This is a genomic window from Streptococcus mitis subsp. hohhotensis, assembly GCF_020089495.2.
Taxonomy (GTDB): domain Bacteria; phylum Bacillota; class Bacilli; order Lactobacillales; family Streptococcaceae; genus Streptococcus; species Streptococcus hohhotensis.
Genome location: NZ_JAIRCA020000008.1, coordinates 84,609 through 101,050 on the forward strand (window position 1 = coordinate 84,609; position 16,442 = coordinate 101,050).

Annotated in this window: 15 protein-coding genes; 14 read left to right on the forward strand and 1 reads right to left on the reverse strand. The window is 39.0% G+C overall.

The features are described 5' to 3' along the window. Nucleotide 1: 1 nt before the first annotated feature. The 9 genes from K4Z77_RS04870 (at nucleotide 2) to K4Z77_RS04910 (ending at nucleotide 9,079) form a co-directional block, all read left to right on the forward strand. Nucleotides 2-1,339, forward strand: a complete 1,338-nt coding sequence (locus K4Z77_RS04870) for an ABC transporter substrate-binding protein (protein WP_224218626.1) — start codon at nucleotides 2-4, stop codon at nucleotides 1,337-1,339. 78 nt (nucleotides 1,340-1,417) lie between these two features. Further along, a complete protein-coding gene (locus K4Z77_RS04875) occupies nucleotides 1,418-2,302 on the forward strand; it encodes a carbohydrate ABC transporter permease (protein WP_000237987.1) in 885 nt (294 codons plus the stop codon). Beyond that, on the forward strand, nucleotides 2,302-3,135 hold the full coding sequence (locus tag K4Z77_RS04880; protein ID WP_000730468.1) for a carbohydrate ABC transporter permease: 834 nt from the start codon (nucleotides 2,302-2,304) through the stop codon (nucleotides 3,133-3,135). Before K4Z77_RS04875 ends, K4Z77_RS04880 begins: the two co-directional genes overlap by 1 nt. A gap of 16 nt (nucleotides 3,136-3,151) precedes the next feature. Beyond that, entirely contained in the window at nucleotides 3,152-5,245 is a 2,094-nt protein-coding gene (gene nanB / locus K4Z77_RS04885) for a neuraminidase NanB (protein WP_084950141.1), read from the forward strand. A gap of 12 nt (nucleotides 5,246-5,257) precedes the next feature. Beyond that, complete coding sequence (locus K4Z77_RS04890; RefSeq protein WP_000241736.1) at nucleotides 5,258-6,361, forward strand: Gfo/Idh/MocA family protein; 1,104 nt, start codon at nucleotides 5,258-5,260, stop codon at nucleotides 6,359-6,361. A gap of 68 nt (nucleotides 6,362-6,429) precedes the next feature. Further along, nucleotides 6,430-7,347 (forward strand): dihydrodipicolinate synthase family protein, encoded by a 918-nt coding sequence (locus tag K4Z77_RS04895; RefSeq protein WP_224218627.1) that lies wholly within the window; start codon nucleotides 6,430-6,432, stop codon nucleotides 7,345-7,347. A gap of 17 nt (nucleotides 7,348-7,364) precedes the next feature. Next, nucleotides 7,365-8,261 carry an ROK family protein gene (locus K4Z77_RS04900; protein ID WP_224218628.1) on the forward strand — a complete coding sequence of 299 codons (897 nt, stop codon included), beginning with the start codon at nucleotides 7,365-7,367 and terminating at the stop codon, nucleotides 8,259-8,261. A gap of 190 nt (nucleotides 8,262-8,451) precedes the next feature. Beyond that, complete coding sequence (relB, locus tag K4Z77_RS04905; RefSeq protein ID WP_000951984.1) at nucleotides 8,452-8,739, forward strand: type II toxin-antitoxin system RelB/ParD family antitoxin; 288 nt, start codon at nucleotides 8,452-8,454, stop codon at nucleotides 8,737-8,739. Continuing rightward, nucleotides 8,729-9,079 carry a type II toxin-antitoxin system RelE/ParE family toxin gene (locus K4Z77_RS04910; protein ID WP_224218629.1) on the forward strand — a complete coding sequence of 117 codons (351 nt, stop codon included), beginning with the start codon at nucleotides 8,729-8,731 and terminating at the stop codon, nucleotides 9,077-9,079. The genes relB and K4Z77_RS04910 overlap by 11 nt, the downstream gene beginning before the upstream one ends. Nucleotides 9,080-9,140: 61 nt before the next feature. Here the strand turns inward: K4Z77_RS04910 and K4Z77_RS04915 are convergent, their stop codons facing one another. Next, entirely contained in the window at nucleotides 9,141-9,992 is an 852-nt protein-coding gene (locus K4Z77_RS04915) for a MurR/RpiR family transcriptional regulator (RefSeq protein ID WP_224218630.1), read from the reverse strand. Nucleotides 9,993-10,183: 191 nt separating this feature from the next. Here K4Z77_RS04915 and pbp2b point away from each other — a divergent pair, with 191 nt between their 5' ends. The 5 genes from pbp2b (at nucleotide 10,184) to K4Z77_RS04940 (ending at nucleotide 16,323) form a co-directional block, all read left to right on the forward strand. After that, nucleotides 10,184-12,241, forward strand: a complete 2,058-nt coding sequence (pbp2b, locus tag K4Z77_RS04920; protein WP_224218631.1) for a penicillin-binding protein 2B — start codon at nucleotides 10,184-10,186, stop codon at nucleotides 12,239-12,241. 10 nt (nucleotides 12,242-12,251) lie between these two features. Further along, the gene (recR, locus tag K4Z77_RS04925) at nucleotides 12,252-12,848 is read left to right on the forward strand and encodes a recombination mediator RecR (RefSeq protein WP_000966754.1); all 597 of its coding nucleotides are present in this window, start codon (nucleotides 12,252-12,254) and stop codon (nucleotides 12,846-12,848) included. Nucleotides 12,849-13,023: 175 nt separating this feature from the next. After that, nucleotides 13,024-14,067 (forward strand): D-alanine--D-alanine ligase, encoded by a 1,044-nt coding sequence (locus K4Z77_RS04930; protein WP_224218632.1) that lies wholly within the window; start codon nucleotides 13,024-13,026, stop codon nucleotides 14,065-14,067. Nucleotides 14,068-14,150: 83 nt separating this feature from the next. After that, entirely contained in the window at nucleotides 14,151-15,524 is a 1,374-nt protein-coding gene (locus K4Z77_RS04935) for a UDP-N-acetylmuramoyl-tripeptide--D-alanyl-D-alanine ligase (protein ID WP_224218633.1), read from the forward strand. Nucleotides 15,525-15,618: 94 nt separating this feature from the next. Then, a complete protein-coding gene (locus K4Z77_RS04940) occupies nucleotides 15,619-16,323 on the forward strand; it encodes a YwaF family protein (protein WP_001055256.1) in 705 nt (234 codons plus the stop codon). Nucleotides 16,324-16,442 lie beyond the last annotated feature (119 nt).

Sequence of the window (16,442 nt, forward strand, 5' to 3'; positions counted from 1 at the left end):
AATGAAAAAAATGAGAAAGTTTTTATGTCTAGCTGGAGTTGCGCTAGCAGCCGTTGCCTTGGTAGCTTGTTCAGGAAAGAAAGAAACTACAGCTGACACTGAACCACCGACAGAATTATCTGGTGAGATTACAATGTGGCACTCCTTTACTCAAGGACCACGTTTGGAAAGTATTCAAAAATCAGCAGATGCTTTTATGCAAAAGCATCCAAAAACCAAAATCAAGATTGAAACATTTTCTTGGAATGACTTCTATACTAAATGGACTACAGGTTTAGCAAATGGAAATGTGCCAGATATCAGTACGGCTCTTCCTAACCAAGTAATGGAAATGGTCAACTCAGATGCTTTGGTTCCGCTAAACGATTCTATCAAGCGTATTGGACAGGATAAATTTAACGAAACTGCCTTAAATGAAGCAAAAATCGGAGATGATTACTACTCTGTTCCTCTTTATTCACATGCACAAGTCATGTGGGTTAGAACAGATTTGTTAAAAGAGCATAATATTGAGGTTCCTAAAACTTGGGATCAACTCTATGAAGCTTCTAAAAAATTGAAAGAAGCTGGAGTTTATGGCTTGTCTGTTCCGTTTGGAACAAATGACTTAATGGCAACACGTTTCTTGAACTTCTACGTACGTAGTGGTGGTGGAAGTCTCTTGACAAAAGATCTTAAAGCAGATTTGACAAGTCAACTTGCTCAAGATGGTATTAAATACTGGGTTAAAATGTATAAAGAAATCTCACCTCAAGATTCTTTGAACTTTAATGTCCTTCAACAAGCTACCTTGTTCTATCAAGGAAAAACAGCATTTGACTTTAACTCTGGCTTCCATATTGGAGGAATTAATGCCAACAGTCCTCAATTGATTGATTCGATTGATGCTTATCCTATTCCAAAAATCAAAGAATCTGATAAGGAACAAGGAATTGAAACCTCAAACATTCCAATGGTTGTTTGGAAAAATTCAAAACACCCAGAAGTTGCTAAAGCATTCTTAGAATCACTTTATAATGAAGAAGACTACGTTAAATTCCTTGATTCAACTCCAGTAGGTATGTTGCCAACTGTTAAGGGGATTAGCGATTCTGCAGCCTATAAAGAAAATGAAACTCGTAAGAAATTTAAACATGCTGAAGAAGTGATTACTGAAGCTGTTAAAAAAGGTACTGCTATTGGTTATGAAAATGGACCAAGTGTACAAGCTGGTATGTTGACTAACCAACACATTATTGAACAAATGTTCCAAGATATCATTTCAAATGGAACAGATCCTATGAAAGCAGCAAAAGAAGCAGAAAAACAATTAAACGATTTATTTGAGGCTGCTCAGTAGATGTAAAAGACTAGAAAATAGGTGGGCTAGTGAGCTGAAAAGCCCTAGCCCAATCTTGTAAAAGAAGGGAGAAGGAGAATGGTTAAAGAACGTAATTTAACTCGCTGGATATTTGTTTTGCCAGCTATGATTATCGTAGGATTACTCTTTGTTTATCCGTTTTTCTCGAGTATTTTTTATAGCTTTACCAATAAGCATTTGATTATGCCTAATTATAAATTTGTTGGTTTAGCTAACTATAAAGCTGTGCTATCAGATCCCAACTTCTTTAATGCGTTCTTTAATTCAATTAAGTGGACCGTTTTCTCATTAGTTGGTCAAGTTCTAGTAGGGTTTGTATTGGCTTTAGCTCTTCACAGAGTACGCCACTTCAAGAAATTATATAGGACCTTATTGATTGTTCCTTGGGCATTTCCTACCATCGTTATTGCCTTTTCTTGGCAGTGGATTCTAAACGGGGTTTATGGCTACTTACCTAATCTAATCGTAAAATTAGGTTTAATGGATCATACACCTGCATTTTTGACAGATAGTACATGGGCATTCCTATGTTTGGTGTTTATCAACATTTGGTTTGGAGCGCCGATGATTATGGTTAATGTACTTTCAGCTTTGCAAACAGTACCAGAAGAACAATTTGAGGCTGCTAAGATAGATGGTGCTTCAAGTTGGCAGGTGTTCAAGTTTATCGTCTTTCCACATATTAAAGTGGTTGTAGGACTTCTAGTTGTTTTGAGAACTGTATGGATCTTTAATAACTTTGATATCATCTACCTTATTACTGGTGGTGGACCGGCTAATGCTACAACGACGCTTCCAATTTTTGCTTACAACCTAGGTTGGGGAACTAAATTGTTGGGTCGTGCTTCAGCAGTTACAGTATTGCTCTTTATCTTCTTGATGGCGATTTGCTTTATCTACTTTGCTATCATCAGTAAGTGGGAAAAGGAGGGTAGAAAATAATGAAGAAGAAATCCAGTATTTATTTAGATATTCTCTCACATGTACTCTTGATTGGTGCGACCATTGTTGCAATTTTCCCATTGGTATGGATTATCATATCTTCTGTCAAGGGTAAAGGGGAATTAACTCAGTATCCAACACGATTTTGGCCTGAACAATTTACATTAGATTATTTCACTCATGTTATCAACGATTTGCACTTTATTGATAACATTCGAAACAGTTTAATCATTGCCTTAGCTACAACCGTTATTGCGATTATTATTTCTGCTATGGCAGCCTATGGTATTGTTAGATTCTTCCCTAAATTGGGAGCAATCATGTCGAGATTACTTGTCATTACCTACATTTTCCCACCAATTTTGTTAGCAATTCCCTATTCAATTGCCATTGCTAAAGTTGGATTAACAAATAGTTTATTTGGCTTGATGATGGTTTATCTATCTTTTAGTGTTCCATATGCAGTTTGGCTCTTAGTTGGATTTTTCCAAACAGTTCCAATTGGAATTGAAGAAGCAGCTAGAATTGATGGTGCAAATAAATTTGTTACATTTTATAAAGTTGTGCTACCGATTGTAGCACCAGGTATTGTAGCAACAGCTATTTATACATTTATCAATGCTTGGAATGAATTCTTGTATGCTTTAATTTTGATTAACAATACAGGAAAGATGACAGTAGCAGTAGCTCTTCGATCTCTTAACGGTTCAGAAATTTTAGACTGGGGAGATATGATGGCAGCATCTGTTATTGTGGTTCTTCCATCAATTATTTTCTTCTCTATTATCCAAAATAAGATTGCAAGTGGATTATCAGAAGGATCTGTGAAGTAAACGAAAGAAGGAAAAAATGAATAAGAGAGGTCTTTATTCAAAACTAGGAATTTCTGTTGTAGGAATTAGTCTTTTAATGGGAGTACCCACTTTGATTCATGCGAATGAATTAAACTATGGTCAACTGTCTATATCTCCTATTTTTCAAGGAGGTTCATATCAACTGAACAATAAGAGTATAGATATCAGCCCTTTGTTATTAGATAAATTATCTGGAGAGAGTCAGACAGTAGTAATGAAATTTAAAGCAGATAAACCAAACTCGCTTCAAGCTTTGTTTGGTCTATCTAATAGTAAAGCAGGCTTTAAAAATAATTACTTTTCAATTTTTATGAGAGATTCTGGTGAGATAGGTGTAGAAATAAGAGACGCCCAAAAGGGAATAAATTATTTATTTTCTAGACCAGCTTCATTATGGGGAAAGCATAAAGGACAGGCAGTTGAAAATACACTCGTATTTGTATCTGATTCTAAAGATAAGACATACACAATGTATGTTAATGGTATAGAAGTGTTCTCTGAAACAGTTGATACATTTTTGCCGATTTCAAATATAAATGGTATAGATAAGGCAACACTAGGAGCTGTTAATCGTGAAGGCAAGGATCATTATCTTGCAAGAGGAAGTATTGATGAAATCAGTCTATTTAATAAAGCAATTAGTGATCAGGAAGTTTCAACTATTCCCTTGTCAAATCCATTTCAGTTAATTTTCCAATCAGGAGATTCTACTCAAGCAAACTATTTTAGAATACCGACATTATATACATTAAGTAGTGGAAGAGTTCTATCAAGTATTGATGCACGTTATGGTGGGACTCATGATTCTAAAAGTAAGATTAATATCGCGACTTCTTATAGTGATGATAATGGGAAAACGTGGAGTGAGCCAACTTTTGCTATGAAGTTTAATGACTATGAGGAGCAGTTAGTTTACTGGCCACGAGATAATAAATTAAAGAATAGTCAAATTAGTGGAAGTGCTTCATTTATAGATTCATCCATTGTTGAAGATAAAAAATCTGGGAAAACGATATTATTAGCTGATGTTATGCCTGCTGGTATCGGAAATAATAATGCAAATAAAGCTGATTCAGGTTTTAAAGAAATAAACGGTCATTATTATTTAAAACTAAAGAAGGATGGAGATAATGATTTCCGTTATACAGTCAGAGAAAATGGTGTCGTTTATGATGAAACAACTAATAAACCTACAAATTATACTATAAATGATAAGTATGAAGTTTTAGAGGGAGGAAAGTCTTTAACAGTTGAACAATATTCGGTTGATTTTGATAGTGGCTCTTTAAGAGAAAGGCATAATGGAAAACAGGTTCCTATGAATGTTTTCTACAAAGATTCGTTATTTAAAGTGACTCCTACTAATTATATAGCAATGACAACTAGTCAGAATAGAGGAGAGAGTTGGGAACAATTTAAGTTATTGCCTCCGTTCTTAGGAGAAAAACATAATGGAACTTACTTATGTCCCGGACAAGGTTTAGCATTAAAATCAAGTAATAGATTAATTTTTGCAACATATACTAGTGGCGAACTAACTTATCTCATTTCTGATGATAGTGGTCAAACATGGAAGAAATCCTCAGCTTCAATTCCGTTTAAGAATGCGACAGCAGAAGCGCAAATGGTTGAAATGAGAGATGGTGTGATTAGAACATTCTTTAGAACTACTACAGGTAAGATTGCCTATATGACTAGTAGAGATTCTGGAGAAACATGGTCAGAAGTTTCGTATATCGATGGAATTCAACAAACTTCATATGGTACACAAGTATCTGCAATTAGATACTCTCAATTAGTTGATGGAAAAGAAGCAGTCATTTTGAGTACACCAAATTCTAGAAATGGCCGTAAGGGAGGTCAATTAGTTGTCGGTTTAGTCAATAAAGAAGATGATAGTATCGATTGGAAATACCACTATGACATTGATTTGCCTTCGTATGGTTATGCTTATTCTGCGATTACAGAATTGCCAAATCATCACATAGGTGTATTGTTTGAAAAATATGATTCATGGTCAAGAAATGAATTGCATTTAAGCAATGTAGTTCAGTATATAGATTTGGAAATTAATGATTTAACAAAATAAAGGAGAAAAAATATGGTTAAATACGGTGTTGTTGGAACAGGATATTTTGGAGCTGAGTTGGCTCGTTATATGCAAAAGAATGATGGAGCAGAGATTACTCTTCTCTATGATCCAGATAATGCAGAGGCTATTGCAGAAGAATTGGGAGCAAAAGTAGCAAGTTCCCTAGATGAGTTGGTTTCTAGCGATGAAGTAGATTGTGTTATCGTCGCAACTCCAAATAATCTTCATAAGGAACCGGTTATTAAGGCTGCACAACATGGCAAAAATGTTTTCTGTGAAAAACCAATTGCGCTTTCTTATCAAGATTGTCGCGAGATGGTAGATGCATGTAAAGAAAATAATGTAACCTTTATGGCAGGACATATTATGAACTTCTTTAATGGTGTCCATCATGCAAAAGAACTAATTAATCAAGGAGTCATCGGAGACGTTCTATATTGTCACACAGCTCGTAATGGGTGGGAAGAACAACAACCGTCAGTATCATGGAAAAAAATTCGTGAAAAATCAGGTGGTCACTTGTATCACCATATTCATGAATTGGATTGCGTGCAATTCCTTATGGGTGGTATGCCAGAAACTGTAACCATGACAGGTGGAAATGTAGCCCATGAAGGTGAAAATTTCGGTGATGAAGATGATATGATTTTTGTCAATATGGAATTTTCTAATAAACGTTTTGCCTTGTTAGAATGGGGTTCAGCTTATCGTTGGGGTGAACATTATGTTTTGATTCAAGGAACGAAAGGTGCTATCCGCTTAGACTTATTCAACTGTAAAGGAACTCTTAAGCTAGATGGACAAGAAAGCTATTTCTTGATTCATGAATCACAAGAAGAAGATGATGATCGTACTCGCATCTATCATAGTACAGAGATGGACGGAGCAATTGCTTATGGTAAACCAGGTAAACGTACTCCATTATGGCTATCATCTGTGATCGACAAAGAAATGCGATATCTGCATGAGATTATGCAAGGAGCTCCAGTATCAGAAGAATTTGCAAAACTATTGACAGGTGAAGCTGCTCTAGAAGCAATTGCTACTGCAGATGCTTGTACCCAGTCTATGTTTGAAGATCGCAAAGTAAAATTGTCAGAAATTGTAAAATAAACATAATGTAAAGGGGATGAAAAATTTATTTTCTCCCCTCGTTTCGGAAATAACTTAGGAGAAAATCTATGTCAGATTTAAAAAAATACGAAGGTGTCATTCCAGCCTTCTACGCATGTTATGATGATCAAGGAGAAGTAAGCCCAGAACGTACTCGTGCCTTGGTTCAATACTTCATTGATAAAGGTGTTCAAGGTCTTTATGTCAATGGATCTTCTGGTGAATGTATCTACCAAAGCGTTGAAGACCGCAAGTTAATCTTGGAAGAAGTCATGGCAGTTGCCAAAGGTAAATTGACCATTATTGCTCATGTTGCTTGCAATAATACTAAAGATAGTATGGAACTTGCTCGCCACGCAGAAAGCTTGTGTGTAGATGCCATTGCAACGATTCCGCCGATTTATTTCCGCTTGCCAGAATACTCAGTTGCTAAATATTGGAACGATATCAGTTCTGCAGCTCCAAACACAGACTACGTGATTTACAACATTCCTCAATTGGCAGGGGTTGCTTTGACTCCAAGCCTTTACACAGAAATGTTGAAAAATCCACGTGTTATCGGTGTTAAAAATTCTTCAATGCCAGTTCAAGATATCCAAACCTTTGTGAGCCTTGGTGGGGAAGACCACATTGTTTTTAACGGTCCAGATGAGCAGTTCTTAGGTGGTCGTCTCATGGGAGCTAAAGCTGGTATCGGTGGTACTTATGGTGCTATGCCAGAACTCTTCTTGAAACTCAATCAGTTGATTGCTGACAAAGACTTGGAAACAGCGCGTGAATTGCAATACGCTATCAATGCAATCATTGGCAAATTGACTGCTGCACATGGAAATATGTATGGTGTGATTAAGGAAGTCTTGAAAATCAATGAAGGCTTGAATATTGGTTCTGTTCGTTCACCATTGACACCAGTGACTGAAGAAGATCGTCCAGTTGTAGAAGCAGCTGCAGCCTTGATTCGTGAAACCAAGGAGCGCTTCCTCTAATCCATAAGGAGGTATTTATGACACACTACGTTGCAATTGATATCGGTGGAACAAATATCAAATATGGTTTGATTGACCAAGAAGGACAACTTGTTGAATCGCATGAAATGCCAACTGAGGCGCATAAGGGTGGACCTCATATCTTACAAAAAACCAAAGATATTGTAGCCAGCTATTTAGAAAAAGGCCCAGTAGCAGGTGTTGCTATTTCTTCTGCAGGAATGGTGGATCCTGAAAAGGGTGAGATTTTCTATGCTGGCCCACAGATTCCAAATTATGCAGGAACCCAGTTCAAGAAGGAAATCGAGACGAGTTTTGCGATTCCTTGTGAAATTGAAAATGATGTCAACTGTGCAGGTCTGGCTGAGGCGGTATCTGGTTCAGGTAAGGGAGCGAGTGTCACTCTTTGCTTGACCATTGGAACAGGTATCGGTGGTTGCTTGATTATGGATGGGAAGGTTTTCCATGGATTTAGCAATTCGGCCTGTGAAGTAGGTTATATGCATATGCAGGATGGAGCGTTCCAAGATCTTGCCTCTACGACAGCCTTGGTGGAGTATGTAGCAGCAGGTCATGGAGATCCAGTTGACCAGTGGAATGGTCGTCGTATCTTTAAGGAAGCTACGGAAGGCAATAAACTCTGCATGGCTGGTATTGACCGCATGGTAGATTACCTTGGGAAAGGTCTGGCAAATATTTGCTACGTTGCCAATCCAGAAGTGGTCATTCTCGGTGGTGGTATTATGGGACAAGAGGCTATCCTCAAACCCAAGATCCGTACAGCGTTGAAAGATGCCTTGGTACCAAGCCTAGCTGAAAAAACACGATTAGAATTTGCTCATCACCAAAATACAGCAGGGATGTTGGGTGCTTATTATCATTTTATACTCAATGAAAATCAAAGAGCAAACTAGGAAGCTAGCCGTAGGCAGTACTTGAGTACGGCAAGGCGAAGCTGACGTGGTTTGAATTTGATTTTCGAAGAGTATCAATACAAAACAATCCTAGTTTGGCTCAGCCAAACTAGGATTTTCTAATCAAATTCCCTTGACTTTCTTTATAATCGTGAGATAATAAATAAAATATATAAAGGAGCTATATAAAATGGCTATAGCAAATTCAAATAAAATTGTGACCTTCCAAGCTAATAGAGAATTAGTAAATGATGCCATGGAAGTGTTAAAAGAACAAAATCTCTCTCTTTCATCAGCACTAAGATTATTTTTAAAGAATGTTGCCGTAACAAATGAAGTAGATTTACTGAGTGAAGAGGAATTGGAGAAGGAGTATTTATTTAGACAATTACAAGCAGAAGTTCAAGAAAGTTATGCCAAGATCGAGGCTGGAAATTACTTGACAGATGAGGATGTCGTGACACGCTATGGATTATAAAAAATATAGGATTTTGTATTCTCCTAGGGTGATTGATAGTCTGGATAAAATATATCAGTATATAGCGGAGGAAATCGGTTCTGTAGAGGCTGCGAGACGAAAAGTAGCCAATATTAGAAAAGATATTAATCGGCTAGAAATTTTCCCCCAAGCTGGATTTGATGCTGATGAAAAATTTGGTAAGAAATTGGATCCTCTCTACCAAACGCGAGGATTGACCTTGAGTAAGGATTACATCGTATTATATACAATTGTTGAGGATACCGTCAGACTTGCTTATTTACTCCCTTCAAAAAGTGATTACATGAAATTATTTAAGACTAAGTCAAGATACGACTGATTCATAATCTTGAAGAGGTATGTTTGGTGATGAATAAAAATCCTAGTTTGACTCAGCCAAACTAGGATTTTCTGACGCGTTTTTGTCTACGATAGCCGTTGAGTTTTTTATTTTCCCAGTAGCTATTAAAGATTTTTTCCTTGCTTTCACGATTGATTTCCAAAAAGTAGGCATAAATCAAATCGATAAAGAAGAGCATAGGAAGTTGAGCGGATATTCGTTGGATGTAGGAAGGTTGGCTGTGGGTGGCTACAAGAACAGTCTCTGTGTAGGTCTGACTATCTTTATTGGGAACACTTGAAAAGAGTACAGTCTTTGCCCCCATCTCCTTAGCGTCTAATAAACTGTCTAAAATAGAGGGAGTTGTACCAGAAAGTGAGAAACCAAGTACGAGACAATTTTCGTCCATAATGCTGGTTGTCCAAGCAAAGCCGTCTTGATCGGTCAAAGCCTCGCAGACCACACCCAGACGCATGAAGCGCAATTTCATTTCACGAGCTACGAGGCCAGAACTCCCTGTTCCGAAGAAGTAGACACGCTCAGCATCTTCGATTAGCTGGGCAATTCGTTCTAGTTGGATTTCGTCAATCAAGTCTTGTGTTTGTTCCCTCATATTGCTATAGCTTCTGAGGACTCGTTTGGTCAGTGGACTGTGCTTGGAGACTTGGTTGGCTTGATTTTCTGCCTGATGTTGGTATTGGAAAATGAATTCTCGGTAGCCAGTAAAGCCACACTTTTTAGCAAAGCGGGTCAAAGCAGCTTGAGAAATATGTAATTTTTGGGTGACTTGTTGAGAAGATAAATCATCTGTAATCGTTTCAGCTTGCAAAAAATAGCGAGCGATTTCTTGCTCTAGGTCTGTCATTTCTTCAAAATGTGAATCAATGACAGTTGCGATATCTGGTTTGTCCATAGGGAAGGCTCCTTTAAATGAGTCGTATTGGAAAAAGGCTAGATTATTGAACTTTTACATTCATTATAACATATAATATAGGGATGAATAAATAAAAACGTATCTTACTGTAAAAACGAAAAAAGCTTCTTACTTTTCCATAATTTTCTGCTCAAATTATGGTACAATGAAGAGTAAGATTTTAAATAGAAATGAGACTGATTTGTATGAGAAAATTTAACAGCCATTCGATTCCGATTCGGCTTAATTTATTGTTTTCAATTGTCATTTTACTCTTTATGACCATTATTGGTCGTTTGTTGTATATGCAGGTTTTGAACAAGGATTTTTACGAAAAAAAGCTAGCCTCAGCTAGTCAGACCAAGGTCACAACCAGTTCTGCCCGTGGGGAAATCTATGATGCTAGTGGAAAACCTTTGGTAGAAAATACGTTAAAGCAGGTTGTTTCCTTTACGCGTAGTAATAAAATGACGGCTAAAGATCTGAAAGAAATCGCTAGTCAGTTGCTGGGATATGTGAGCATCAGTTCGCCAAATTTGACAGAACGCCAGTTGGCAGATTACTATTTGGCTGATCCTGAAATCTATAAAAAAACAGTGGAGGCTCTCCCAAGTGAGAAACGCTTGAATTCAGATGGCAATCGTCTATCCGAATCAGAACTGTATAACAATGCGGTCGATAGTGTCCAAGCGAGTCAACTAAACTATACAGAGGATGAAAAGAAAGAAATCTATCTTTTTAGTCAGTTAAATGCCGTTGGAAACTTTGCGACAGGAACCATTGTGACAGATGCTCTGACAGATACCCAGATTGCTCTGATTGCCTCTGCTTCGAAACAATTACCCGGCGTCAGTATTTCAACTTCTTGGGATCGAAAAGTTTTAGAGACTTCCCTTTCTTCTATAGTAGGTAGTGTATCCAGTGAAAAAGCTGGTCTCCCAGCGGAAGAAGCAGATGCTTATCTTAAAAAAGGTTACTCTCTAAATGACCGTGTTGGGACCTCTTACCTAGAAAAGCAATACGAGGAAACCTTGCAAGGTAAACGCTCAGTGAAGGAAATTCATCTAGACAAGTACGGAAACATGGAAAGTGTCGAAAATATCGAAGCTGGTACCAAAGGGAATAATATTAAACTGACCATTGATTTGGCCTTCCAAGATAGCGTGGATGCTTTGCTGAAAAGTTATTTTAATTCAGAGTTGGGGAATGGTGGAGCCAAGTATTCTGAAGGTGTCTATGCAGTCGCCCTTAACCCAAAAACAGGTGCTGTTTTGTCTATGTCAGGGATTAAACAGGACTTGAAAACGGGAGAGTTGACGCCGGATTCCTTGGGAACGGTAACCAATGTCTTTGTACCCGGTTCGGTTGTTAAGGCTGCTACCATCAGCTCAGGTTGGGAAAATGGTGTTTTATCAGGAAACCAAACCTTAACAGATCAGCCTATTGTTTTCCAAGGTTCAGCTCCAATTTATTCTTGGTATAAATTGGCATATGGATCTTTTCCTATTACAGCTGTGGAAGCCTTGGAGTATTCATCTAATGCTTACATGGTTCAAACCGCTCTTGGAATCATGGGCCAGACCTATCAACCAAATATGTTTGTTGGAACCAGCAATCTAGAGTCTGCTATGGGGAAATTGCGTTCAACCTTTGGTGAATATGGTTTGGGTTCTGCGACCGGGATTGACCTACCAGATGAATCTACTGGATTTGTTCCCAAAGACTATAGCTTTGCTAATTACATTACTAATGCCTTTGGGCAGTTTGATAACTATACGCCCATGCAGTTGGCTCAGTATGTAGCAACTATTGCAAATGATGGTGTTCGTGTGGCTCCTCGTATTGTTGAAGGCATTTATGGAAATAATGATAAGGGAGGCTTAGGCGACTTGATTCAGCAACTGCAACCGACAGAGATGAATAAGGTCAATATATCCGACTCCGATATGAGTATCTTGCACCAAGGTTTTTATCAGGTTGCTCATGGGACTAGCGGATTGACAACTGGACGTGCCTTTTCAAATGGTGCCTTGGTATCCATTAGCGGAAAAACGGGTACAGCCGAAAGCTATGTGGCAGATGGTCAGCAAGCAACCAATACCAATGCGGTGGCCTATGCCCCATCTGATAATCCCCAAATCGCTGTTGCAGTGGTCTTTCCTCATAATACCAATCTAACAAATGGTGTAGGACCTTCCATTGCGCGTGACATTATCAATCTGTATCAAAAATACCATCCGATGAACTAGAAAGGAATTTATGCTTTATCCAACACCTATTGCCAAGCTGATTGACAGTTATTCTAAGTTACCAGGTATCGGGATTAAGACGGCCACGCGTCTGGCCTTTTATACGATTGGGATGTCTGATGACGATGTCAATGAGTTTGCCAAAAATCTCCTTTCTGCTAAGAGAGAATTGACCTACTGTTCTATTTGTGGACGTTTGACAGACGACGATCCTTGTTCTATCTGTACCGATCCGACTCGTGACCAGACAACGATTTTGGTGCTAGAGGATAGTCGTGATGTGGCGGCCATGGAAAATATCCAAGAATACCATGGACTCTATCATGTCCTGCATGGCCTCATTTCCCCTATGAATGGTATCAGTCCAGACGATATCAATCTCAAGAGTCTCATGACTCGTCTGATGGATAGTGAAGTTTCAGAGGTGATTGTGGCCACAAATGCTACGGCAGATGGGGAAGCGACTTCCATGTATCTTTCACGCTTGCTCAAGCCAGCTGGGATCAAGGTTACACGCCTGGCACGAGGTCTTGCTGTGGGAGCAGATATCGAGTATGCGGACGAAGTGACTCTCTTACGAGCGATTGAAAATCGAACAGAGTTGTAAGTGTAGGCGAATTTACGAACTTCATCCATTTATAAAAAATCAAGGAGGCTGAAAATCGTTCCTATCGGCCTCTTTTTGTATAGTGTGATGAGTAGGATCAGGTTCAAGTTTTAAAAAAACAAGCAAATATGATATACTAAAGAGCGAGTATTCTAGTAGAATTAGGACAAATAATATGAAACAAACGATTATTCTTTTATATGGTGGACGGAGTGCGGAACGTGAAGTCTCTGTCCTTTCAGCGGAAAGTGTCATGCGTGCGGTCAATTACGACCGTTTCACAGTTAAGACTTTCTTTATCAGTCAGTCAGGTGACTTTATCAAAACGCAGGAATTTAGTCAGACTCCAGGTCAAGAGGACCGTCTCATGACCAATGCGACCATTGATTGGGATAAGAAAGTTGTACCAAGTGCCATCTACGAAGAAGGGGCAGTTGTCTTTCCAGTTCTTCACGGTCCGATGGGAGAAGATGGCTCTGTCCAAGGCTTCCTTGAAGTTTTGAAAATGCCTTATGTCGGCTGTAATATCTTGTCATCTAGTCTTGCCATGGATAAAATCACGACCAAGCGTGTTCTGGAATCTGCTGGTATTGCCCAAGTTCCTTATGTGGCTATCGTTGAAGGGGATGATGTGACTGCTAAAATCGCTGAAGTGGAAGAAAAATTGACTTATCCAGTCTTCACTAAGCCGTCAAACATGGGTTCTAGTGTCGGTATTTCCAAATCTGAAAATCAAGAAGAACTTCGTCAGGCTTTGGAACTTGCCTTCCAATATGACAGCCGTGTCTTGGTAGAGCAAGGGGTGAATGCCCGTGAAATCGAGGTTGGTCTACTGGGCAACTATGATGTCAAGAGTACGCTACCAGGAGAAGTAGTCAAGGATGTTGCCTTTTATGACTACGATGCCAAGTATATTGACAACAAGATTACTATGGACATCCCAGCCAAAATCAGTGATGACGTGGTAGCTGTCATGCGTCGAAATGCAGAAACGGCCTTTCGTGCGATTGGTGGTTTAGGTCTATCTCGTTGTGATTTCTTCTATACAGATAAGGGAGAGGTTTTCCTCAACGAGCTCAATACCATGCCAGGTTTCACCCAGTGGTCAATGTATCCACTTCTTTGGGACAATATGGGAATCAGCTATCCAGACTTAATCGAGCGTTTGGTTGACCTTGCCAAGGAAAGTTTTGACAAGCGCGAAGCGCATTTGCTATAAAATGAAAGAGAGGGTAGAAGCCAGAACCATCACTGCAAAGTGACTAGAGTTCTCGAGCTTCGACCCTTTTTAAAGGAGTAGAAATGAAATTAACAATCCATGAAGTGGCTCAAGTTGTAGGAGCTAAAAATGATGTCAGTATCTTTGAGGACACCCAGTTAGAGAAAGCTGAGTTTGACAGTCGTTTGATTGCGACAGGAGATTTATTTGTGCCCCTCAAGGGTGCGCGTGATGGTCATGGCTTTATCGAAACAGCCTTTGAAAATGGTGCAGCAGTAACCTTGTCTGAGAAAGAGGTCGCAAATCATCCTTACATTCTAGTAGATGATGTCTTGACTGCCTTTCAAAAACTAGCTGCCTACTATCTTGAAAAAACAGCTGTTGATGTCTTTGCTGTCACAGGTTCAAATGGTAAAACAACGACCAAGGATATGTTAGCGCACTTGCTATCAACAACCTACAAAACCTACAAAACTCAAGGCAACTACAATAACGAGATTGGCCTTCCTTACACAGTTCTTCATATGCCTGAAGGAACAGAAAAGTTGGTCTTGGAGATGGGGCAGGATCACTTGGGAGATATTCATCTCTTGTCAGAATTGGCTCATCCAAAAACAGCCATCGTGACCTTGGTTGGCGAAGCCCATTTGGCCTTTTTCAAAGACCGTTCGGAAATTGCCAAAGGAAAAATGCAAATTGCAGACGGGATGGCATCTGGTTCCTTGCTTTTAGCTCCAGCTGACCCTATTGTAGAGGACTACTTGCCAACTGATAAAAAGGTGGTCCGTTTTGGGCAAGGAGCAGAGCTGGAAATCACAGACTTGGTTGAGCGCAAGGATAGTCTGACCTTTAAGGCTAATTTCTTGGAACAAGTCCTCGATTTGCCAGTGACTGGTAAGTACAATGCCACTAATGCTATGATTGCGTCCTATGTTGCCCTACAAGAAGGAGTTTCAGAGGAGCAGATTCGTCAGGCCTTCCAAAATCTTGAATTGACGCGTAACCGTACCGAATGGAAGAAAGCAGCCAATGGAGCAGACATCCTATCAGATGTTTACAATGCCAATCCAACTGCTATGAAGCTGATTTTAGAGACTTTCTCTGCCATTCCAGTCAATGAAGGTGGCAAAAAAATCGCTGTCTTGGCGGATATGAAGGAACTTGGTGACCAGTCTGTTCAACTTCATAACCAGATGATTTTGAGTCTTTCGCCAGATGTGCTGGATACCGTGATTTTCTATGGAGCAGACATTGCTGAATTATCCCAATTGGCTAGTCAAATGTTCCCAATCGGCCACGTTTACTACTTCAAGAAAACAGAAGACCAGGACCAATTTGAAGACCTAGTCAAGCAGGTTAAGGAAAGCCTAGGAGTGCATGACCAAATCCTACTCAAAGGCTCTAACTCTATGCATCTAGCCAAGCTGGTAGAATGTTTAGAAAATGAAGACAAGTAATTTTGTCAAACATTTACGTATTTTTAAATCCATTTTTCTTAAGTAGCATGGTATAATAAAATGCAGGAAAATTTTGAATCATGAGGAATACTAGATGAATTTATGGGATATTTTCTTTACGACCCAAGCAACAGAGCCACCCAAGTTTGATCTTTATTGGTATGTCAGTATATTTACACTCTTGGCCTTGACCTTCTATACAGCCTATCGTTATCGTGAAAAGAAGGTTTACCAACGATTTTTCCAAATCTTGCAGGCCGTTCAGTTAATCCTTCTTTATGGTTGGTATGGGGTCAATCATATGCCACTGTCAGAAAGTTTACCCTTTTACCATTGCCGTATGGCCATGTTTGTGGTGCTCTTGCTTCCTGGTCAGTCTAAATATAGGCAGTATTTTGCATTACTAGGAACATTTGGGACATTAGCTGCCTTTGTTTATCCAGTGCCAGATCCCTATCCTTTCCCACATATTGCCATTTTGTCCTTTATCTTTGGGCACTTAGCTCTCTTGGGGAACTCACTGGTTTATCTCTTGAGACAGTACGATGCGAGAATGCTAGATGTGAAAAGAATTTTTCTCATGACCTTTGCATTAAATGCCTTAATTTTTGTGGTCAATTTGGTAACAGGTGGAGATTACGGATTCTTGACCAAACCGCCATTGGTTGGAGATCACGGCTTAGTAGCTAATTATTTAATCGTTTCTCTGGCCCTGTCAGCAGCGATTACGTTGACAAAGAAAATCTTGGAACTATTTTTAGAACAAGAAGCAGAAAAAATGATTGCAAAGAAAGCTTAGAAATGAGCCAATGTCATTAAGTTAAGAAATTCAAATACAATTCTGTATTTGGGTTTCTTTTTTATGTGATAAACTTATAGTTAAGGAGGGATTTCCCATGATAAAACAGATAAAAGCCC